A 20145-nucleotide genomic window follows, 5' to 3' on the forward strand; every position below is an offset into this window, starting at 1 on the left:
CGCGCTACTCGGTGCTTCGCTTGTCGTCAGGGACGAGGAACACAGGTGACGGTTCGGGCCGCTTGGCGGTGATGAGGTCTCCCGAGGACTGGTGACGCACGCGTCGCAGCACCCACGGCACCAGGTGCTCCCTGGCCCAGCCGAAGTCTTCGGTGCGCGCTTCGCGCCACGTACGAACCGGGAGCGGATCGGGCTGCATCGCCTGCAGATCATTGGGGACGTTCAGTGCACGCAAAACCATGCGGGCGACTTCGTGGTGTCCGAGTGCGTTGTAGTGCAGCCGGTCGTCATCGAAGAAGCGCGAGTCCTGCACGGTCTTCAGCGCCCACTGGTCAGCGACAATGCAGTCGTGCCGCTCGGCGACCGCGCGGACGTTCTCGTTGTAGATGGCCACTTTGCCGCGGAATGCGCGGAGCACGGGTGTGAAGCCCGTGTCGATGCCGGTGAACAGGATGATCGCTGCACCCGTGGACGCGAGACGAGACACGGCATCATCGAGTTGTGCCGCGATGTCGTCTGGATCCGTGCCGGGGCGGATGACATCGTTGCCACCAGCGCAGATAGAAACCAGATCGGGATGAAGCGCGACGGCGGGCTCGATCTGGTCGGCGACGATCTGTGCGATGAGCTTGCCGCGTACGGCGAGGTTGGCGTAGGCGAAGTCGTCGACCTGGGTCGCGAGCACTTCGGCGACCCGATCCGCCCAGCCGCGGTTGCCTCCGGGCGCGTTCGGATCGGGGTCACCGATCCCCTCGGTGAATGAATCACCCACTGCAACGAAGCGGTGCCACGGATGGGGACCTTCGTTGGAGACGAATGGGGCCCTGGACGGTTCCTGATCGGTCATCACGCTCTCCTTCGACATCGACCGATCCTAGCGCGGGAGCTATTACCCTTGGACTGATGCTCTCTCCGTCCTTCCCCCAGCGCGCCCCATGGGGGACGGCAGACAAGCTTCGCGCATGGCAGCGGGAAGCGCTTGATCTCTATTTCGTGCGTGATCAGAGAGATTTCCTGGTTGCGGCGACACCGGGTGCAGGCAAGACGACGTTCGCGCTCACTCTCGCGGTCGAGCTACTGCGGATGGGTGAGGTCAACCGCATCATCGTGGTGGCGCCGACCGAGCACCTGAAGACGCAGTGGGCGGATGCTGCGGCACGTGTGCACATCCGTCTGGATCCGCGTTTCCGCAACAGTCACTGGGCGCCATCGCGTCAGTATCACGGGGTCGTGGTCACTTACGCGCAGGTGGCCGCGAAGTCCTCGGTGCACCGTCACCTCACTGAGGATGCGAAGACGCTGGTGATCCTCGATGAGGTGCATCACGGTGGTGATGCGCTCAGCTGGGGCGACGCGATCCGTGACGCCTACGGTCCGGCGAAGCGGCGTCTGTCTCTGTCCGGCACGCCCTTTCGCAGCGACACCGCCCCGATCCCGTTCGTCACTTACGCGCCCGACGAATCGGGCGGCCGCGTATCATCGACCGACTACGCCTACGGCTATGGTCGCGCCCTGGCCGACGGTGTCGTCCGTCCCGTGCTGTTCCACATGTATTCCGGCAAGATGCGCTGGCGCACCAGCGCCGGAGACGAGCTGGAAGCGCATCTCGGACAGGACAACACGAAGGACGTCACCTCTCAGGCCTGGCGCACCGCCCTCGATCCTGAGGGCGAGTGGATGCCGGCGGTGCTGTCAGCCGCAGACAGGCGACTGACGGAGATTCGACATCACGTGCCGGATGCCGGGGGGCTGGTGCTCGCCACCGATCAGACGGTCGCCCGTGCATATGCCAAGATCCTGCACAGCCTCACGGGGCAGCGGCCCACCGTGGTGCTCTCCGATGATGCTGCAGCATCCGAGCGCATCGAGAAGTTCAGTCAGAACGACTCTCGCTGGATGGTCGCGGTGCGCATGGTGTCCGAAGGCGTCGACGTGCCGCGGCTCGCTGTCGGCGTCTATGCCACGTCGTCCTCGACACCGCTGTTCTTCGCGCAGGCCATTGGCAGGTTCGTGCGCGCCAGACGCCGTGGCGAGGCCGCGAGCGTGTTCCTGCCGAACGTCCCCGTGCTGATGGGACTCGCCAACGAGCTCGAGAAGCAGCGTGACCATGCGCTGGATCGTCAGACCAAAGACGATGACGGGCTCGAGGATTCTCTGCTCGAGAGCGCCAACCGCGAGGAAGAAGCATCCGACGCGCTCACTCAGGAGTTCAGCTATCAGGCGATCTCCTCACTCGCGCACTTCGACCGTGTCGTGTTCGAAGGGCAGGAATTCGGGCAGCTCGCAGAACCCGGAACTCCTGAAGAGGAGGAGTTCATCGGCATTCCAGGACTCCTCGAGCCGGAGCACGTGCACGAGCTGCTCATGCAGCGTCAGTCTCGTCAGTCTCGCCTGCGGGAGGCTCGAGAGGCTCAGGCTGGCCCTGAGGCTGTCACGACGCTGCCGCAGCCTCTGCACCGCACGCTTCGGGAGCAGCGTCAGCTGCTGAACAGTCTGGTCGGCCTGTACGCACGCCAGGCAGGTGAACCGCACGGCGCGGTCCACGCCGAGCTCCGCCGCATCTGCGGTGGTCCTGCTGTTGCTCAGGCCACGGTGACCCAGCTGCAGTCGCGGATCGAAGTTCTGCGCAAGCGCGTCCGCTCCTGAATGCAGGGGCTCCTTAGGAACCCCGAAATGCTGACAATCCGAGGCTTTCGCGCGTTCGACGACGAATGCGCAAGTACGGTTGAACTCGCCCGAAACACCCCGAACCGGAGGACTCATGAGCGCGCCGGCCACCCCAGAGCCGACCGAAGCAGATCGACGTCGCTGGGCGCGCTACCTCGTTGAGGAGCGCGCAGAGGGTCTCGTCTACCAGAAGCTCGCCTCCCGCAAGAGCGGTGAGGAGAAGGAGATTCTGCAGAACCTCGCGGACGCCGAACGGCGCCACGAGCAGCACTGGCTCGATCTGCTCGGTGAAGAGCCTTCACGGCTTCCTCGCGCAGGGTTTCGCTCGCGTCTGCTCGGATGGATGGCGGGCCACTTCGGATCGATCTTCGTTCTCGTGCTTGCGCAGAGCGCCGAAGCCAGGTCGCCGTACGAAACCGAGAAGTACGCGACTCCCGCGATGCGCGCCGACGAGAAGATCCACTACGAGGTCGTCCGCGGCCTTGCAGCACGTGGCAGGCGACGGCTTTCCGGCTCATTCCGTGCCGCGGTGTTCGGCGCGAACGACGGCCTGGTGAGCAACCTCGCCCTCGTGCTCGGTATCGGCGCAACTGGCGTCGCACCCGCGTTCGTTCTGTTCAGCGGGATCGCCGGGCTCCTGGCTGGAGCCCTCTCGATGGGAGCGGGGGAGTTCGTCTCGGTGCGATCGCAGCGCGAGCTGCTCGCGTCCACTGAGGCGAATGAGGATGCGGCGATCTCCGCTGGCGACCTGGATATCGACGAGAACGAGCTCGCGCTCGTCTATCGGGCTCGCGGCATGGACCAATCCGAGGCGCTGGCACGCTCTCGCCGCGTTATCGCTGCCGCTCAGGAAGGGGCGCGGCGCAGCGTCACTGGCCCGCTCCGCACGCACGCAAACTCTGCGGATCACGACATCGTCGGCAGCGACTGGACCGCTGCACTTTCAAGCTTCTTCCTGTTTGCTTCCGGAGCGATCATTCCCGTGCTGCCGTGGATCTTCGGACTCGAAGGGCTCACCGCTATTCTCGTGGCCCTTCTGCTGGTCGGCGTCGCGCTGTTGGCGACCGGAGCGATGGTGGGCATTCTCTCTGGCGGTCCGCCGCTGCGGCGCGGTCTCCGGCAGCTGGCGATCGGCTTCGGTGCGGCTGCGATTACCTATGTGCTCGGACTCGCGTTCGGTGTCGGCGCGGTGTGAGCGATGAACTCTGCTGATGGGAGAAGGAATTCGCCGGTGATCTTCGCTATTGAGCCCGGAAATCCTTCTTGCGTAGCGTGGATCCGAGGCCGCGTCGATCCGAAAGGGCTATGGTCCGTGATGCTTAGTCGTGACCCTTCCCCCGAATGCGACGACGTGCGTGCTATGTGGTTCACGGCTGGTTAAGAATGGTCGCCACGGAGCATCCGCGGTGCGGCGACGTCCGGATGTGATGCGCCGAGAGCAGCTGAGCAGGTTCGTGTCTTGGCTGACCGGCAAGCAGACTCAGCCCTGCCGGCGCCCCGCCACCCAGATCTCCCACGCGGTGTTCGCCGACGGAATAACCCGCCTATAACCCACCCGAGAAGGTTGTGGAGCACGAAAAAGGCCCCCATCTCTGGGGGCCTTTTCTCTGTGTGCGCGGAGGGGGACTTGAACCCCCACGCCCTTGCGGGCACTACGACCTCAACGTAGCGCGTCTACCATTCCGCCACCCGCGCAGGTGGTGAAGGTCGTTGCCGACCGAAGAGAAACATTACCAGGTTTCCCAAGTGCCTTCGAACCAGAGTGCGTCCCGGGCGTGCCGCCCGCGCTTCGATAGCCTGGAGCCATGTCTGAGCCGCAGCATCCGGAAGTCGTGCGCATCGCACAAGACCTCATCCGCTTCGATACTTCCAACTTCGGTGGGGGCAAGGCGAACGGCGAACGCGAGGCCGCTGAGTATGTCGGCGCCTATCTCGAGAGTCTCGGCCTCAGTGCCTCGTACTACGAACCGATCCCGCGGCGCACCAACGTCATGGCGCGCGTGCAGGGCCGCAACCAGAGCAAGCCCGCCCTCGTCGTGCACGGCCATCTGGATGTGGTTCCTGCGATGGCCGAGGACTGGACCGTCGACCCGTTCGCAGGCGAGGTGCGCGATGGGATGCTCTGGGGACGCGGCGCTGTCGATATGAAGAACATGAATGCGATGATTCTCACGTCGGTCGCCGACATCCTCCGGGCGGGGGAGCAGCCGGAGCGCGACCTGATCCTCGCCTTCTTCGCAGACGAGGAGAACGGCGGAGTCGAAGGCTCAGCACTGGTCGTCGAGAATCGCCCTGACTGGTTCGCCGGCGCCACCGAAGCGATCAGCGAAGTCGGCGGGTACTCGATCACGGTCGATGATCGTCGTGCGTACCTTCTGCAAGTGGGCGAGAAAGCCCTCATCTGGATCCGCCTCGTCGCGAAGGGGCGCGCCGGCCACGGCAGCCGCTTGCACGACGACAATGCCGTTGTGAAGCTCGCAGAGGCCGTCGCAGCGATCGGACGCACGCGCTGGCCGCTTCGCCTCACCCCGACGACGACAGCGCTCCTGCAGGGCTTGAGCGACCTCACAGGACGTTCCGTGGACGACCCGGATGCTCTTGCCGCGGCATCCGGACCCGCAGAAGCGTTCTTGCGCTCCACGTTCCGCACGACGACGAACCCGACCATGCTCACTGCCGGGTACAAGCACAACGTCATTCCGGAGCGAGCCGAAGCGCTGATCGACGTACGCGTCATTCCCGGAACTGAAGACGATGTGCTCGCAGAACTGCAGCAGATCGTCGGCGACGAGATCACGATCGAGACCGTCGTGCGCGACATCGGCATGGAAACGCCCTTCGAAGGGGATCTCGTCGACGCGATGGTCGCCTCGCTGGGCCGGCACGACCCCGGCGTACCCGTGATTCCGTACCTGCTCGGCGCCGGCACTGATAACAAGGCGCTTTCGAAGCTGGGCATCACCGGTTACGGTTTCGCACCGCTCCGGTTGCCGGCTGATCTCGACTTCACAGGAATGTTCCACGGAGTGGACGAGCGCGTGCCCGTAGAATCGCTTGTCTTCGGTCAGCAGGTTCTGACCGATTTGCTGCGCTCGTACTGACACATCTTCTCCGCACAATTAGAAGGCCCCTTCATGCATCTGCTCGAAGCGCTGTTCCTCGGCATCATCCAGGGACTGACCGAGTTCCTCCCGATCTCCTCGAGTGCGCACCTGCGCATCGTCGGCACCTTCACCGGTTCCGGTGAAGACCCGGGAGCGGCCTTCACCGCGATCACGCAGATCGGCACCGAGGCCGCAGTGGTGGTGTTCTTCTGGCGAGACATCACCCGAATAATCGGGCACTGGTTTCGCTCGCTGACCGGCAAGCTGCCGCGCAATGACCCTGATGCCCGAATGGGGTGGCTGATCATCATCGGCAGCATCCCGATCGTGGTGCTCGGGCTCCTGTTCCAGGATCAGATCGAGACCGTGCTCCGCTCGATGTGGATCGTCGCGATCATGCTGATCGTGTTCGGCATTCTGCTCGGAGTCGCCGACTATGTGGGGGCGAAGCGTCGCAAGCTCGACCAGCTCACCTACCCGCACGGAATCCTCTTCGGCTTCGCGCAGGCTCTTGCGCTGATCCCCGGGGTATCGCGCTCCGGCGGCACGATCACGATGGGACTGTTCCTCGGCTACGAACGTGCCGCTGCGGCGCGTTACGCGTTCCTGCTGGCGATCCCTGCGGTGTTCGGAAGCGGCTTCTACCAGGTGTTCAAGAGCTGGGACGCACCTGACCAGTACTTCACGATGGGTGAGACGGTCGCGGCGACAGGGATCGCGTTCGTCGTGGCGCTCGGTGTGATCGCGTTCTTCATGAGCTGGATCTCCAAGCGGAGCTTCCTGCCGTTCGTGATCTACCGGATCCTGCTCGGCGTCACGCTGCTGATCCTGCTCGGAACCGGAGCGATCGCGGCTTAGCGCTTGTGGTCGCCGGGGCCATCGCCCCGGCGGCGCAGGTAGCGCTCGAACGCCTGAGCGATCGCATCCCCGGATGCTTCGGGCGAATCCCACGTGTCGCGGGTGCGCTCGAGCTGGTGGATGTAGTCCGTCATCTCTTCGTCATCCGCCGCGGCCGCATCGATCGACGCCTCCCAGGCTGCGGCATCTGTGCGCAGTCGGTCACGAGGGATATCGACGCCGGTGAGCTCTTCAAGACGATCCAGCAGCGCCAGGGTGGCCTTCGGGGATGGGGCAGCGGATGCGACGTAGTGCGGCACACTCGCCCAGAGCGTGGCAGTGGGGATCCCCGCCGTTTCAGCGAAGTGCTCGATCACACTGAGAATGCCGACAGGGCCTTCGTACAGCGACCGCTCGAGCTCGAGAGCCTCGCGCACGTCCTCGTTCGCACTCGCGGAGAAGATCGAGATCGGCCTGGTGTGCGGCACGTCTGAGAGCATCGCGCCGAGCAGGATGATCCCGGTGACGTCATCGCGCAGCGCGACATCGATGAATTCGTTCGCGAACGCCTGCCATGTGCGGGCCGGCTCAACTCCGGTGAGCATCCAGAACTCGGGCGTTCCCTCGACAGGCGGGGTGCGCGGACGCCACAGGGCGGCTTCTGGCCATCGCAGCTCGCGGCGGCCGGTGGCGTCCATCTTCGACGCGGGTCGCGTGTACTGATAGTCGAAGTAGAGCTCCGGGTCCACCGAGTGCGCAAGTTCGTAATCACCCATCTCGCGCAGCATCTCGATCGCCCCGCTGGCCGCTTCACCGGCATCGTTCCAGCCGTCGAAGGCGACCACGATGATGCGGTTTCCCAGTGCATCCATCCAGATCTCCTTTCGGTGATGGAACGCAAGTGTCCTACAAGGTTAGTCTCGCACCGGGTCAGTGCGGCACAACGCCCGGATAGCATGGACGGGTGAGTCAAAAGCCCCGCGCGGTCCTCTGGGACATGGATGGAACACTTGTCGACACCGAGCCGTATTGGATGGCTGCGGAGACGGCGCTGGTGGCATCCTTCGGCGGCGAATGGACCCACGAGCAGGCGATGCAGCTTGTCGGCAACGGCCTTCATGAAAGCGCTCGCATCCTGCAGGCAGCCGGAGTCGAGATGCCGGCTGACGACATCGTCAACCGCCTCACTGACGATGTGCGCACCGCTCTGGCGACGCAGGGCGTGCCGTTCCGTCCGGGGGCGCAGGAGCTCCTGCGGTCCTTGAAGGCCGCCGGCATACCCTCCGCACTCGTGACGATGTCCCTGCGGCGCATGGCCCGCAGTGTCGTCGACCTGATCGATTTCGATGCGTTCGAGCACATCGTCGCCGGAGATGATGTCGAGCACCCGAAGCCGCACCCGGACCCCTATCTGAAGGCCGCGGAGCTTTTGGACGTCGATATCGTAGAGGCGTTCGTCATCGAGGACTCCGTCACAGGACTGCGTGCCGGTCTGGCATCCGGAGCCGTCACCGTCGGAGTGCCGCACATGCTCCCGCTCGATGGTGCTGGAGCCCACGAACTGTGGCCCACCCTTGACGGTCGGACAGCAGACGATGTCGTCAGTGCTTTCCGCTCCGTGCGCGCAGGACAGCAAGAAGGAGCATCCCGATGAACGCTTACGCACCCCGGGCGACCGGCCCTTTCCGTGAGGGGGATCGCGTTCAGCTGACGGGCCCGAAGAACCGTCTTCACACGGTCACCCTCGAAGCCGGCGGCGAGATGCATACGCACCACGGCGTACTGTTCCACCGTGATCTGATCGGGCTCCCGGACGGCTCGGTGGTCATCAACAGTTCTGGGCACGAGTACCTCGCGCTGCGCCCGCTGCTGCGGGACTTCGCGATGTCGATGCCGCGTGGTGCGGCGATCGTCTACCCGAAGGATGCCGCGCAGATCGTGATGCAGGCCGACATCTTCCCCGGCGCGACAGTCGTCGAGGCAGGCGTCGGTTCGGGTGCGCTGTCGCTCTCGCTTCTGAGAGCGGTGGGTCCCGAGGGGCGCCTGGTCTCGTTCGAGCGACGAGAGGACTTCTCCGACGTCGCCAGAGCGAATGTCGAGACCTTCTTCGGAAGCGCACCACAGACGTGGGAGATCGTCGTCGGCGATCTGCAGGAGGCGCTGCCCGAGACGATGCCGCCGGGGACGGTGGATCGCGTGGTCCTGGACATGCTCGCGCCCTGGGACGTCATGGATGCTGTGGCCGACGCTCTGACGCCAGGGGGAGTGGTGCTGTGCTACGTGGCAACGGCCACCCAGCTTTCGCGTGTGGCCGAGTACATCCGCGGCATGGAGTGCTTCACCGATCCTGATGCCTCCGAGACGATGGTGCGCGGATGGCACGTCGAAGGTCTCTCCGTGCGCCCCGATCACCGCATGGTCGCGCACACGGGATTCCTGCTGACAGCGCGGCGTCTTGCACCCGGAACCATCGCCCCGGAGGTGAAGCGTCGCGCGTCGAAGTCGAGTTACGGTGACGGAGACGTCGAGGTATGGACGCCGGGGGCCGTCGGCGATCGTGAGATCACTGACAAGAACCTGCGCAAGCGGGTGCGTGAGGCCACCAAGGCCGCAGAGGGTGCGCGTCAGGCCGCCGCGTCGCGCGACGCGGACGCATCAGCGCAATAGACTGGAGCGCGTGCGTAAAACCTCAGCCGCTCTGGCCACTCTCGCTCTTGCCGCCGTCGCTCTGACCGGATGCTCCACCGCGCCTGCGTTCGACGGCGCAGCCTGCGAACGAGCATCGTCCGCGAGCGGAATCGAAGACCTCGCGCACATCACCGGTGACGTCGGCAGCAAACCCGATGTCGAGCTGTTCACCCCGATCGGCGATACCGTGAGCGCCTTCGGCGACGTGACCGTCGGAGATGGTCCGACGCTCACCTCCTCCACGCAGAGCGCAGTCTTCGAGTTCTCGCTGTTCTCAGGCAAGACCGGCAAGCCGATCGCCGGCACCGCCTACGACGAAGCCGCCGCACAGCTGGCCAGCGTCGGGTACTGGGCAGGCACCGTTCCCGCGTTCGGCGCCGCACTGGAATGCGCTACCGAGGGCTCTCGCGTGCTCAGCGTCGTCGCACCTGAAGACTTCGGCGCACAGAACCTCAGTGGCTTCGGCCTGGATCCCGATGAGCCTGTCGTCGCAGTGTTCGACGTCGTCAAGGTCTTCCCGAACCGGGCCGAGGGCTCACTGCAGTACAACGATGCTGCCGGCATGCCCACGGTCGTGCGCGCAGCGGACGGCCGACCGGGCATCATCGTTCCCGACAGTGCTGCACCCACCGACCTGAAGGTCCAGACGCTCATCAAGGGCGATGGAAAGAAGGTCGCCGCGGACGACACGATCCTCGTCAACTACACCGGCGTGCTCTGGGACGACCGCACGGTCTTCGACTCCTCGTGGGACCGGGGCGCTGCGACATTCAACATGGCGGGAGTCATCCCGGGCTTCACCCAGGGACTGACCGGACAGACCATCGGCTCGCAGGTGCTCATCGTCGCGCCGCCGGAGCTCGCTTACGGTGAGCAGGGTAGCGGTTCGGTGCCCGCGAACGCGACGCTCGTGTTCGTCGTCGACATCCTCGCAATCGATCCTCCGGCGTCAGCGCAGCAGTGATGGCAGCCCGGATCCCGCCTGAAGAGCGTCAGACGAATCTCGTCGTGGCGTTGATGGCCACGGAGATCGGGCTCACCAAACAGCAGATCCTCGACAACGTCTCGGGCTATCGCCAGCGAGCCGAGACCGGTGCTCGCGTCGATGCGCTCGAGAAGATGTTCGAGCGTGACAAGGATGAGCTTCGCGCTCTCGGCGTTCCGATCGAGACGATCGGCGACCCCAGCGATCCACACGATCTCCGCGCGGCGCGATATCGGATCCCGAAGGCTGAATACGATCTGCCTGCGGATATCTCGTTCAGCCCCGCGGAACTGGCGGTGCTTCAGCTCGCGGGAAGCGTCTGGAGTGCGGAGTCTGCGTCGGCGGATGCTCAGGCAGGCGTGCGAAAGATCCGCGCTCTCGGCATCGACGGTGATGAGCCGATCATCGGCTTCGCACCTCGCATCACAACCAGAACGAGCAGCTTCGCACCTTTGCAGAAGGCGATCGAAGACTGCCGGGTGGTGAAGTTCGATTACCTCAAGCCTGGCGAGCAGGCTCCGCGCAGGCGCACCATGACGCCACTCGCGCTGCTGGATTTCGAGGCTCGGTGGCACGTGTACGGCATCGATCTGGATGCTGATGGCGAACGCACCTTCCTGCTCAGTCGTATCGTCGGCAACGTTGTCATCACCAAACAGGCCTTCGCGCCGGAACTGCGCGACGGTGCCGGTGAGCGTGCACTGCGCGGGCTCACCGAGGTCGCCGAGCGCAACACGGCTCTGTTGGAGATCACTCCCGGCACCGAGGCGGCCCTGCGGCTCGGCCGTCGAGCGCAACAGGAGAGCCAAGGGTTCAGTGTGCCGTTCGTCGACGTTCACATCTTCGCGGACGAGCTCGCGTCCTACGGCCCTGAGGTGCGTGTCGTTGAGCCTGCGGCCCTACGGGATGCTGTGATCGAACGCCTTTCAGCGATCGCCGAGCGCCATGCAGCGGGAGCGGGGGAGTGATGGCCGAGAAGAATAAGCCGTTGCTGGCGACCGACCGGGTTCGGGCATATCTCACGCTCGTTCCGTATCTTCTTGAGCGCGGACAGGTTTCGCTGGCTGAGGCGGCCGAGGAGTTCGACGTTGCCCCCACTCTGATGCGCGAGATGGTCGAGAAACTCACCGTGATCGGCCTCCCCGGGGACAGCGGATACTGGCAGCAGCCCCATGAGCTGTTCGATATCAACTGGGACCTCCTCGACGACGAGGGCATCATCGAGATCACTAATGATGTCGGACTGAGGCGCGTACCCCGCTTCACCGCTCGTGAAGCCGCTGCGCTACTCGCGGGGCTGCAGATGGTGGCCGCTGTGCCCGTTGTCTCCGACTCCGGACTTGTAGCGGGCCTGCTGGCGAAGCTGTCCCGCGCCTCGGCAGATGTCCCGGCCGACGTGGTGATCGCCCCCGGCGCTGTCGATGAGGTGCGTGACGTGGTCGCAGCCGCGTTGCACGCCAGCGTCGCGGTCTCGTTCCGTTACCAGGCGCCGGATGCCGCGCCGACGACGCGCACCGTCGATCCTGTGCAGGTGCTGATCACCAACGGACAGTGGTACCTGCAGGGCTGGTGCCATCTGCGTGAGGCGATGCGCACCTTCCATCTCGATCGTGTCAGTGACCCTGAGCTCACCAAGATCCCCATCACCCATGCGGATGCGGTTGTCACGGACACCTTCGACTCGGTGGATGAGGACATCGAAGTGATGGTGACGCTCCCTCGCCGTCTCGTGCCCCTGCTGGGCGACTACGCGCACGAAGAGAACACCGAGATCGACGGCGATGTCGCGCGTGTTCGCATCAGGCTTTCGGACCCGCGCGGGATCAAGCGCGTCGCTGGTCGCTTCGGCGGATGCCTTGAGGTGCAGGAGCCTCGGACCGCGCGCGTCGCAACGCGTGAGTGGGCGGAGGCTGGACTCGCTCTGTATCGACAGCCCGAATCGAGCCTCGGCAGGTAGACTGCACAGAGACTTCTATCCCTGGAGGGAACTATGGCTGGATTGACCGGTTGGCACCTGCTCGTACTTGTTCTCGTCATTCTTCTGCTCTTCGGCGCGGCAAAGCTGCCTGCGCTGGCCAAGAGCATGGGCCAGTCCGCGCGCGTCTTCAAGGGCGAGATGAAGGCCATGAAAGATGACGACAGCACCCCCGCGCAGACCTCGCCTGAGGCGGCTCAAGCAACGACCGCACCCGAGGCTGTCACCAAGCCCGTGATCGATGGCGGTAACAGCAACAGCAACAACACCACCGCCTGACCACGGTGACCGCGATCGACAAGCAGTCGGCCGCGGGTGATACACCACGCAGTGAACGCCGGATGTCGCTCGGCGCGCATCTCGTGGAGTTGCGCCGGCGGTTGATGATCTCTGCGGCGGCACTCGTCGTCGCGATGATACTGGGCTTCTTCCTTTCAGACCCTGTGATCTGGTTCATAACCGAGCCGGTTCGGCGTATCGCCGAAGCGCGCGGCGACGACCTGGTCGGACTGACGTTCTCGTCGGTGACCTCCCCCTTCGACCTGCGCATGCGCATCGCGTTCTCGCTCGGGATCTTCATCGCAGCCCCGATCTGGCTGTGGCAGATCTGGGCGTTCATCATGCCCGGGCTCACACGAAAAGAGATGAAGTACACGATCGGTTTCGTCTCCGCTGCCGTGCCGCTCTTCTTCGCAGGTTGTTACGTCGGCGCGCTCGTGGTGCCGCACGTGATCGAGCTGATGGCCACGTTCACACCGGAGGGCGCGAACAACCTCTTCGAGGCCAAGCAGTTCTACGACTTCAGCCTCAAACTCATGCTCGTCGTCGGCGTCTCGTTCGTGCTGCCCGTTTTCCTCGTCGCGTTGAACGTCGCCGGCATCATGAGCGGCCGCGCGATCCTCAAGGGCTGGCGAGTGGCCATCCTCATCGCCACGGTGTTCGCGGCCCTCGCGACTCCGGCAGCCGATGTCGTGAGCATGTTGTTGCTCGCCGGCATCCTCGTCGTGCTGTTCTTCGCAGCGGCTGGCCTGTCCATGCTGTTTGACCGGCGCAAGAACAAGCGCCTTAAGGCCGATGGGCTGTTACCGGACGCGGACATATGAGTTCCCCTGCGGAGCGTTACGCGGCAGCGAATGTTGCCGCGTCCCACCCTGAGACCGCGCGGTTCGCTGCCACGCAGGCATTCGAACTCGATCCATTTCAGGTCGAGGGATGCCACGCGCTCGAACGAGGACACAGTGCCTTGGTCGCGGCGCCCACGGGCGCAGGCAAGACGATCGTCGGCGAGTTCGCGATTCACCTCGCGATGCAGACGCCCTCAGATAAGGCGTTCTACACGACGCCGATGAAGGCCCTGTCGAACCAGAAGTTCCGCGAACTCGTCGAAGTGTACGGTGCCGAGAACGTCGGTCTGCTCACTGGTGACACGAACATCAATGGCAACGCCCGGATCGTCGTCATGACGACCGAAGTCCTGCGGAACATGATCTACGCAGGATCCGCAGCGCTCAATGATCTGCGCTACGTCGTGATGGACGAGGTCCACTACCTTGCAGACCGCTTCCGCGGCGCGGTGTGGGAAGAAGTGATCATCCATCTGCCGCCGAGTGTCCGGCTGGTGTCGCTGAGTGCCACCGTCTCGAACGCGGAGGAGTTCGGCGACTGGCTCGACACAGTCCGAGGCGATACCGAAGTCATCGTCTCGGAGATCCGTCCTGTGCCGCTCGAGCAGCACGTCCTCGTGCGCGATGATCTGCTGCCGCTCTTCGATGACCGTGCCGGCGTCGCCACAGCGACAGTTAATCAGGAGCTGATGCGGATTCGCTCGTTCACCGGCTCCCGCTACGACAGCAACCGGCGCGCGCAGTCCTACAACAGTGCTCGGCAGTCCGGCCGGCAGAGTCCTCGTCCCGAGCGGGGCGGAAGACGCCCCGTGCGCGCCTCGAACGCTCAGCGCATCGAACGGATGGATCGCCCCGACGTCATTCAGCTCCTCGAGCGCACGAATCTTCTGCCGGCGATCTTCTTCATCTTCAGCCGCATCGGCTGCGACGCTGCGGTGCAACAGGTGCGCCGCTCAGGTATCCGACTCACGAGCGCAGAAGAGCGCCGTGAGATTCGCGAGTACGTCGAGGAGCACACCCGCACGCTTCAGGACGAGGACCTGGGTGTCCTCGGATATTTCGAGTGGGTCGAGAATCTCGAGCGCGGTGTGGCATCGCATCATGCTGGCCTTCTGCCCGCGTTCAAAGAAGTCGTTGAAGAGCTGTTCCGTCGCAAGCTCGTCAGGGTGGTCTTCGCCACGGAGACGCTTGCACTCGGCATCAACATGCCCGCGCGCACGGTGGTGCTCGAGAAGATGGAGAAGTTCAACGGCGAAGCGCGTGTCGCGATCACATCGGGGGAGTACACCCAACTCACCGGTCGTGCCGGTCGTCGCGGTATCGACGTCGAAGGCCATGCTGTCGTGCAGTGGACAGAGGGGATGGATCCTCAGGCTGTTGCGGCTCTCGCGTCCAGGCGCACGTATCCGCTGAACTCCAGCTTCCGTCCGACGTACAACATGGCCGTCAACCTCATCGACATGTTCGGCAGGCCGAGGGCCAGGCAGATTCTCGAGTCGTCCTTCGCGCAGTTCCAGGCCGATCGTGCCGTCGTCGGGCTTGCCCGTCAGGTGCGCGAGGCCGAAGAATCGTTGGACGGCTACGTCAAGGCGATGACGTGTGAGCGCGGCGACTTCTTCGACTATGCAGGCATCCGTCGTGAACTGAGCGATCTCGAGAAGAAGAATCGTCAGGATTCCCACGCGCCGCGGGTCGCACGCGATAAGCGGATGAAGAAGATCCAGTCCTTGCGCATGCGGATGCAGCGGCATGGCTGCCATGGGTGTCCGGATCGTGAAGCACATGCGCGCTGGGCCGAGCGCTATTGGAAGCTCAAGCGTCAGACTGACCGCACGCGCAAGCAGATCGAGAGCCGCACCGGCACGGTCGCGCGCGTGTTCGATCACGTCGTCGAGGTCTTGGCAGCGTTGGACTACGTCACCGGCACCGGCGATGATGTGGCTCTGACGGATGCTGGACGCACGATGCGCCGGATCTACGGCGAACGCGACCTGCTGGTCGCCGAGTCGCTGCGACAGGGACTGTGGAACGGTCTCGATGCTCCCTCGCTGGCGGCGATGGCGTGCTGCCTGGTCTACGAACCGCGCAGGGACGAAGCGAACTCGGGAGAGCGCGGATTGCCGCGTGGTGCCTTTAGGGTCGCGTACGAGAAGACGACCACGCTGTGGTCCGAACTCGATGACCTCGAGCAGGACCACAACCTGCCCGGCTCTGAGCCGCTCGCTGCGGGCCTTGCCGGCGCGATGCATGCCTGGGCACGGGGTGCGCTGCTCGATCGCGTTCTCATCGATGCCGACATGGCCGCCGGCGACTTCGTCCGTTGGGCGAAGCAGACGATCGACCTTCTTGACCAGCTCTCGATCGTGGCTGAGGATCTGACTCTGGCGCGCACGGCACGGCAGGCGCTCGACGGCGTGCGCCGCGGCATCGTCGCCTATTCGGCGATGTGAGAATGGGACGGATGTCCACACCCTCCGCCGAGCCATCGCCGGCTCGTTCCCCTCACCGACCACGTGCGATCCTCCCGCTCTGGCTCGCCGTCGTCTGCGCGGCGCTGGCGGGCTGGCTGATGGATCTCGCCTATCCGTCCGTAAGCGCGTGGGGGCTCGCGTTTCCCTCGGTTGCACTGCTGCTGCTCACTCTCATCGGGCGACGAGCTGGGGGAGCGCTGCTCGTTGGTTTCGTCTACGGCGCGGTGTTCTTCTTCCTTCTCGTCTCGTGGACTTCACGTTATCTCGGCGTCATCCCGTGGGCAGCGCTTGCGCTGTTGGAAGCGGCGCTGACGGCGACCGCCGTGATCCTGATCTCTCTTGCGTACCGCTGGCTGCCTCGTGCGTTTCCCGGGCGCGTGGGGCGCCTGGTGGCGCTTCCTGCGACCGTGGCGGCGCTCTGGGTGGCGCTGGAGCTATTCCTCGGTTCGTGGCCGTATACGGGCTTCCCCTGGGCCCGTCTGGGCATGACACAGTCGCAGAGCCCACTGGCGACTCTGACGTCATGGGTGGGAGTGAGCGGACTGAGCTTCCTCATGGTGTTCATCGTCGCGATGCTCATCGAGAGCGCGCGTCTTCGCCTGTGGCAGCATCCGCTTCGGCTGGCGGTCCCTGGCGCGATCATTCTCGTCCTCCTGGTCACCCCGGCGTTCCCGACCTCTTCGGCAGGAACAATGCTCATCGGAGCAGTTCAGGGAAATGGGCCGACCGGCTACTTCGATCATCGCGAGCCGTTCTCGGTGATCCAGGCTCAGACTGACGCGACAGAGCCCCTTTTCGGCCAGGACATGGATCTTCTGGTCTGGCCCGAAGGCGGCATCGACGGTGATCCGTTCCAGACCGACGCGATTGCGCGACGCCTGACTCGTGTCACGAACCGCGTCGATGCACCATTGCTTGCGAATGCGGCCACTGCGCGCGGCGACGAGTACTTCAACACCTCGATGCTCTGGACACAGGACGGGACCGCCGAGCAGTCTCATGACAAGCGGTATCCGGTGCCGTTCGGCGAGTACGTCCCTGATCGAGCGTTCTACTACGCGATCGTTCCCGACCTCATCGGACTGATAGGGCGAGAGTACTCGCACGGCATTAACCCGCCCCTGGTGGACGTCGACGGCGTGAAGGTCGGTCTCGCGATCTGCTTCGACGTCATCTACGACGCCGTCATCCGTGAAGGGATCATGGGCGGTGCCGAGGTGCTGGTGTTCCAGACGAACAATGCCGACTTCCGCGGCACAGACGAGAACCTGCAGCAGCTGGCGTTTGCTCGTATGCGGGCGATCGAAACCGGTCGGAGCGTCGTGAACATCTCTACCGTCGGGGCGAGCCAGATGATCGGCCCCGACGGCCGAACCACGGCAGCCCTTGACGCAGATGAGGCCGGGGCGATGCTCGAACAAGTCGAACTTCGCTCCGGCCTCACAGCTGGTGTTCTCATCGGCCCCTGGTTGCAGCAGCTGCTGTTCTGGGGCGGGCTGGGAGCGCTCCTCCTCGGGTGGTGGCGCTCCCGTCAGCGGCGTTAAGCCCCGATCTTCGCCTGATCTGGTGACGGAGCCGCTCCGCGTCGTTCACGGATGAACGCGAGGCGCTCCTCGAGGAGCTCTTCGAGCTCTGCGCGGCTGCGTCGCTCGAGCAGCATGTCCCAGTGGGTACGCGCGACCTTCTCGTCCGTCGGGTCGGGCGTGATGGTCTGGCCGTCCACAAACAGCACAGCTTCAGCACTGCAGGCGCGGCACTCCCACTTCTGCGGTGGCTCGGCATCGGCTGCGAACATCAGCGATGTGATGCTGTCGCACGTTTCACACTTATAAGTCGTCTCGCGGCGTTCCATGAAAACGACGCCCTCTTCGCTCTGTAGGCTCTGGGCGCCGAGTCGGATGCCGCGCAGGCTGCGATCTGCCATTTTGTGGTCCTCTCGTCGTCCTCAGGTATATCGCTTGCGCCTGTGTGCAGGCTCAATGCGGCCGAGTTCACGGAGGTATTCACAGTCGAATCTCAGTCCTGTGTGATTCGCGCTCAGGAGAGGGTCTCTAGAGCCAGATCGGCCCGGTCGGTGATGATGCCGTCGATGCCGGCTGCGATCAGGCGCTCCATGTCGGCCCGCTCGTTCACGGTCCACACATGAACCTCGACGTCGTGTCGATGCGCGGCGCGAAGCAGCGCCGGGGTGAGTACCCGCACCCGCCCGAAGCGCTCGGGAATCTGGAGGGCGTCGAGACCGCGAAGCATCCGGGCAGGCGAGGTTCGAAGTGCAGAAAGCAGTCGCATCGCGATCATGCTCGTCTGGCCGGCCGATGCCGCGGGCCGTGTCATCGCTCCCGCGTCGAGCGTGGCCTGGATGGCTCTGCGGCGCCGGGCATCCGAAAAGCTCGTCAGCAGAACCCTGTGTGCGTGCGGAGCGATCATCGCGCCCAGGGGAGCGGCCGCGGCATCCGTCTTCACATCGATGTTGAAACGCGTCTCGGGAAACGATTCGAGCATCTCGCTGACGGTCAGCAATCCGCCGTGCAGTGCATAGAGCTCTCGGAGCTCCGCGGTGCGCACTTCGTCGACCCGGCGATCGTCATTCAAGAGTCGGCTGAGGGTCTCATCGTGGATGAGGATCACGTCGCCGTCTGCGGTGACCCGGCAGTCCGTCTCGATGTAGTCGACGCCTGCCGCGTGCGCCGCCGCAAAAGCTGCAGCGGTGTTCTCCCATACGCTGTGCGCCGCGCCGGATGCTGAAGCGAGACCGCGGTGAGCGAAGACTCGAGGCCGTGCAGCCTTCGTGAAAAAGGGGTGTGTCACGCGCCGGGCGTGCCCGTCGGTGGTTGCCCGGAGCCCGTGCGCGGCGTGAAGGCGGTGCCGATGCCCTTCAAGGCTTCGGTCAGCTCACTGGGCACGATCCAGAGCTTGCTGGATGCGCTGTCGGCGATCTTCGGCAGCATCTGCAGGTACTGGTAGGCGAGCAGCTTGTCGTCGGGTGCGCCCTGGTGGATCGACGCGAAGACGTTCTGAATGGCTTCTGCTTCACCCTGTGCGCGCAGCACTGCGGCCTGTTTGTCTCCCTCAGCGCGAAGGATCTCGGCCTGACGAGCACCCTCCGCCTCGAGGATCGCGGACTGCTTCGTTCCCTCTGCAGTCAAGATCGCGGCGCGGCGATCGCGCTCCGCGCGCATCTGCTTCTCCATGGAGTCCTGGATGGACAGGGGCGGGTCGATCGCCTTGAGCTCGACGCGTCCGACGCGGATGCCCCACTTGCCGGTCGCTTCGTCGAGGACGACGCGCAGCTGGCCGTTGATATTGTCGCGGCTGGTGAGCGCCTCTTCGAGGTTCAGCCCACCGACGACGTTACGGAGTGTCGTGGTCGTCAACTGCTCGACGGCTCCGAGGTAGTTCGCGATCTCGTAGGTCGCGGCGCGGGCGTCAGTCACCTGGAAGTAGACGACGGTGTCGATCGATACGACGAGGTTGTCTTCGGTGATCACCGGCTGCGGAGGGAAGGAGACGACCTGCTCGCGCATGTCGATCAACGGGCGGAGCCGGTCGATGAAGGGCACGAGGATGTTCAGACCGGGGGTGAGGGTCTTGTGATAGCGGCCCAGACGCTCGACCACACCAGCGGTGGCCTGCGGGATGATGCGGATGGATCGAGCAACGGTCACCACCACGAAGATGATGACGGCGATCGCGAGGATCCAGCCGATCGCGGTGGGGATGAACGAGGAGTCGTTCACGAGTTCTCCTAGTCGGTTGGGGGCTTCGTCTGTCGAGCTAATCGTGTGCGGGGCGCACGATGGCGGTCGCGCCGTCGATCGTCGCGATCGTCACCGGCGCTCCCTGCGGAATCAGGGCCGCGGTCTCAGCACGCGCCGTCCAGGTGTCGCCGTTGCTGACCTTGACTTGTCCGGAGACCTGAGTGATGTCATCGAGTGCGGTGCCACGCAGCCCGATGAGCGCGTCCACGTTCGATTTCGTCGGATCCTCACCGCGATGCAATCGGCGCAGCAGGGGAGGTCTGATGAACAGGATGAAGAGAGCCGCGGCGACTGCTGCGATGATCAGCTGTGCCCACAGCGGCAGGCCGATGAGTCCAACGACGAGTCCGACGATGCTTCCGAGTGCGAGCATCAAGAAGGTGAAATCGAGCGTGAGCATCTCGATCACGAGGAAGACCGCGATGAGGACGAGCCAGCCGATCCAGGCCCATTCCGTAACGAGCGAGATGAAGACGGATGCGTCATCCATGGCGTCCTCCTTTTGTCGTCAACCTATCACGCGACACCTTCATTCA

19 protein-coding genes and 1 tRNA gene are annotated in these 20145 nt (G+C 64.5%); 13 read left to right on the top strand and 7 right to left on the bottom strand.

Translation table 11 applies throughout. The annotated features are described in order from the left end of the window. Positions 1-4: 4 nt before the first annotated feature. Positions 5-847, bottom strand: a complete 843-nt coding sequence (locus tag ACTU6U_RS05860) for an SGNH/GDSL hydrolase family protein (RefSeq protein ID WP_443468226.1) — start codon at positions 845-847, stop codon at positions 5-7. A gap of 56 nt (positions 848-903) precedes the next feature. Here ACTU6U_RS05860 and ACTU6U_RS05865 point away from each other — a divergent pair, with 56 nt between their 5' ends. Further along, positions 904-2646, top strand: a complete 1743-nt coding sequence (locus ACTU6U_RS05865) for a DEAD/DEAH box helicase (RefSeq protein WP_443468227.1) — start codon at positions 904-906, stop codon at positions 2644-2646. 115 nt (positions 2647-2761) lie between these two features. Further along, positions 2762-3862: a VIT1/CCC1 transporter family protein gene (locus ACTU6U_RS05870; RefSeq protein ID WP_443468228.1), complete on the top strand. Its 1101-nt coding sequence runs from the start codon at positions 2762-2764 to the stop codon at positions 3860-3862. A gap of 417 nt (positions 3863-4279) precedes the next feature. Here the strand turns inward: ACTU6U_RS05870 and ACTU6U_RS05875 are convergent. After that, a tRNA-Leu gene (locus ACTU6U_RS05875) sits at positions 4280-4362 on the bottom strand. A 110-nt stretch (positions 4363-4472) separates the two neighbouring features. Here ACTU6U_RS05875 and ACTU6U_RS05880 point away from each other — a divergent pair. Continuing rightward, positions 4473-5768, top strand: a complete 1296-nt coding sequence (locus ACTU6U_RS05880; RefSeq protein WP_443468229.1) for a M20/M25/M40 family metallo-hydrolase — start codon at positions 4473-4475, stop codon at positions 5766-5768. A 33-nt stretch (positions 5769-5801) separates the two neighbouring features. Further along, a complete protein-coding gene (locus tag ACTU6U_RS05885) occupies positions 5802-6629 on the top strand; it encodes an undecaprenyl-diphosphate phosphatase (protein ID WP_443468230.1) in 828 nt (275 codons plus the stop codon). On the opposite strand, the gene ACTU6U_RS05890 is transcribed toward ACTU6U_RS05885, so the two are convergent. Further along, a complete protein-coding gene (locus ACTU6U_RS05890) occupies positions 6626-7480 on the bottom strand; it encodes a PAC2 family protein (protein WP_443468231.1) in 855 nt (284 codons plus the stop codon). The genes ACTU6U_RS05885 and ACTU6U_RS05890 overlap by 4 nt on opposite strands. A 92-nt stretch (positions 7481-7572) precedes the next feature. Between ACTU6U_RS05890 and ACTU6U_RS05895 the strand changes: the two genes are divergently transcribed. The 9 genes from ACTU6U_RS05895 (at position 7573) to lnt (ending at position 17395) form a co-directional block, all read left to right on the top strand. Then, positions 7573-8262: an HAD family hydrolase gene (locus tag ACTU6U_RS05895; RefSeq protein WP_443468232.1), complete on the top strand. Its 690-nt coding sequence runs from the start codon at positions 7573-7575 to the stop codon at positions 8260-8262. Next, the gene (locus ACTU6U_RS05900; protein ID WP_443468233.1) at positions 8259-9275 is read left to right on the top strand and encodes a tRNA (adenine-N1)-methyltransferase; all 1017 of its coding nucleotides are present in this window, start codon (positions 8259-8261) and stop codon (positions 9273-9275) included. Before ACTU6U_RS05895 ends, ACTU6U_RS05900 begins: the two co-directional genes overlap by 4 nt. A 10-nt stretch (positions 9276-9285) precedes the next feature. Then, a complete protein-coding gene (locus ACTU6U_RS05905) occupies positions 9286-10260 on the top strand; it encodes an FKBP-type peptidyl-prolyl cis-trans isomerase (protein ID WP_443468234.1) in 975 nt (324 codons plus the stop codon). Further along, a complete protein-coding gene (locus ACTU6U_RS05910; protein ID WP_443468235.1) occupies positions 10260-11249 on the top strand; it encodes a helix-turn-helix transcriptional regulator in 990 nt (329 codons plus the stop codon). Before ACTU6U_RS05905 ends, ACTU6U_RS05910 begins: the two co-directional genes overlap by 1 nt. Next, positions 11249-12238: a helix-turn-helix transcriptional regulator gene (locus ACTU6U_RS05915; RefSeq protein ID WP_443468236.1), complete on the top strand. Its 990-nt coding sequence runs from the start codon at positions 11249-11251 to the stop codon at positions 12236-12238. Before ACTU6U_RS05910 ends, ACTU6U_RS05915 begins: the two co-directional genes overlap by 1 nt. 33 nt (positions 12239-12271) lie before the next feature. Further along, on the top strand, positions 12272-12535 hold the full coding sequence (gene tatA, locus ACTU6U_RS05920) for a Sec-independent protein translocase subunit TatA (RefSeq protein WP_443468237.1): 264 nt from the start codon (positions 12272-12274) through the stop codon (positions 12533-12535). A 62-nt stretch (positions 12536-12597) separates the two neighbouring features. Continuing rightward, entirely contained in the window at positions 12598-13359 is a 762-nt protein-coding gene (gene tatC, locus ACTU6U_RS05925; RefSeq protein WP_443468432.1) for a twin-arginine translocase subunit TatC, read from the top strand. Then, the gene (locus ACTU6U_RS05930; protein ID WP_443468238.1) at positions 13356-15830 is read left to right on the top strand and encodes a DEAD/DEAH box helicase; all 2475 of its coding nucleotides are present in this window, start codon (positions 13356-13358) and stop codon (positions 15828-15830) included. The genes tatC and ACTU6U_RS05930 overlap by 4 nt, the downstream gene beginning before the upstream one ends. A gap of 11 nt (positions 15831-15841) precedes the next feature. Further along, entirely contained in the window at positions 15842-17395 is a 1554-nt protein-coding gene (gene lnt / locus ACTU6U_RS05935; protein ID WP_443468239.1) for an apolipoprotein N-acyltransferase, read from the top strand. Here the strand turns inward: lnt and ACTU6U_RS05940 are convergent. The 4 genes from ACTU6U_RS05940 to ACTU6U_RS05955 all read right to left on the bottom strand — a co-directional run bounded on the left by ACTU6U_RS05940 (position 17392) and on the right by ACTU6U_RS05955 (position 20099). Beyond that, positions 17392-17775 (bottom strand): RNA polymerase-binding protein RbpA, encoded by a 384-nt coding sequence (locus ACTU6U_RS05940; protein WP_443468240.1) that lies wholly within the window; start codon positions 17773-17775, stop codon positions 17392-17394. The two genes, lnt and ACTU6U_RS05940, sit on opposite strands and share 4 nt — an antisense overlap. Before the next feature lie 113 nt (positions 17776-17888). Next, entirely contained in the window at positions 17889-18659 is a 771-nt protein-coding gene (locus ACTU6U_RS05945; protein ID WP_443468241.1) for a glycerophosphodiester phosphodiesterase family protein, read from the bottom strand. Next, entirely contained in the window at positions 18656-19588 is a 933-nt protein-coding gene (locus tag ACTU6U_RS05950; RefSeq protein ID WP_417511835.1) for an SPFH domain-containing protein, read from the bottom strand. Before ACTU6U_RS05950 ends, ACTU6U_RS05945 begins: the two co-directional genes overlap by 4 nt. A 37-nt stretch (positions 19589-19625) precedes the next feature. Then, entirely contained in the window at positions 19626-20099 is a 474-nt protein-coding gene (locus ACTU6U_RS05955) for an NfeD family protein (RefSeq protein ID WP_443468242.1), read from the bottom strand. Positions 20100-20145: the final 46 nt, after the last annotated feature.

Source organism: Microbacterium zouquanmingi, from assembly GCF_052266695.1.
Classification (GTDB): Bacteria; Actinomycetota; Actinomycetes; order Actinomycetales; family Microbacteriaceae; genus Microbacterium.

Bases quoted from the DNA above. Each gene is read 5' to 3' on its own strand.
- ACTU6U_RS05940 (WP_443468240.1), bottom strand. From the start codon at position 17,775: ATGGCAGATCGCAGCCTGCGCGGCATCCGACTCGGCGCCCAGAGCCTA.
- ACTU6U_RS05865 (WP_443468227.1), top strand. From the start codon at position 904: ATGCTCTCTCCGTCCTTCCCCCAGCGCGCCCCATGGGGGACGGCAGAC.
- ACTU6U_RS05955 (WP_443468242.1), bottom strand. From the start codon at position 20,099: ATGGATGACGCATCCGTCTTCATCTCGCTCGTTACGGAATGGGCCTGG.
- ACTU6U_RS05870 (WP_443468228.1), top strand. From the start codon at position 2,762: ATGAGCGCGCCGGCCACCCCAGAGCCGACCGAAGCAGATCGACGTCGC.
- ACTU6U_RS05885 (WP_443468230.1), top strand. From the start codon at position 5,802: ATGCATCTGCTCGAAGCGCTGTTCCTCGGCATCATCCAGGGACTGACC.
- ACTU6U_RS05880 (WP_443468229.1), top strand. From the start codon at position 4,473: ATGTCTGAGCCGCAGCATCCGGAAGTCGTGCGCATCGCACAAGACCTC.
- lnt (WP_443468239.1), top strand. From the start codon at position 15,842: ATGTCCACACCCTCCGCCGAGCCATCGCCGGCTCGTTCCCCTCACCGA.
- tatC (WP_443468432.1), top strand. From the start codon at position 12,598: ATGTCGCTCGGCGCGCATCTCGTGGAGTTGCGCCGGCGGTTGATGATC.
- ACTU6U_RS05890 (WP_443468231.1), bottom strand. From the start codon at position 7,480: ATGGATGCACTGGGAAACCGCATCATCGTGGTCGCCTTCGACGGCTGG.
- ACTU6U_RS05930 (WP_443468238.1), top strand. From the start codon at position 13,356: ATGAGTTCCCCTGCGGAGCGTTACGCGGCAGCGAATGTTGCCGCGTCC.
- tatA (WP_443468237.1), top strand. From the start codon at position 12,272: ATGGCTGGATTGACCGGTTGGCACCTGCTCGTACTTGTTCTCGTCATT.
- ACTU6U_RS05900 (WP_443468233.1), top strand. From the start codon at position 8,259: ATGAACGCTTACGCACCCCGGGCGACCGGCCCTTTCCGTGAGGGGGAT.
- ACTU6U_RS05860 (WP_443468226.1), bottom strand. From the start codon at position 847: ATGACCGATCAGGAACCGTCCAGGGCCCCATTCGTCTCCAACGAAGGT.
- ACTU6U_RS05910 (WP_443468235.1), top strand. From the start codon at position 10,260: ATGGCAGCCCGGATCCCGCCTGAAGAGCGTCAGACGAATCTCGTCGTG.
- ACTU6U_RS05915 (WP_443468236.1), top strand. From the start codon at position 11,249: ATGGCCGAGAAGAATAAGCCGTTGCTGGCGACCGACCGGGTTCGGGCA.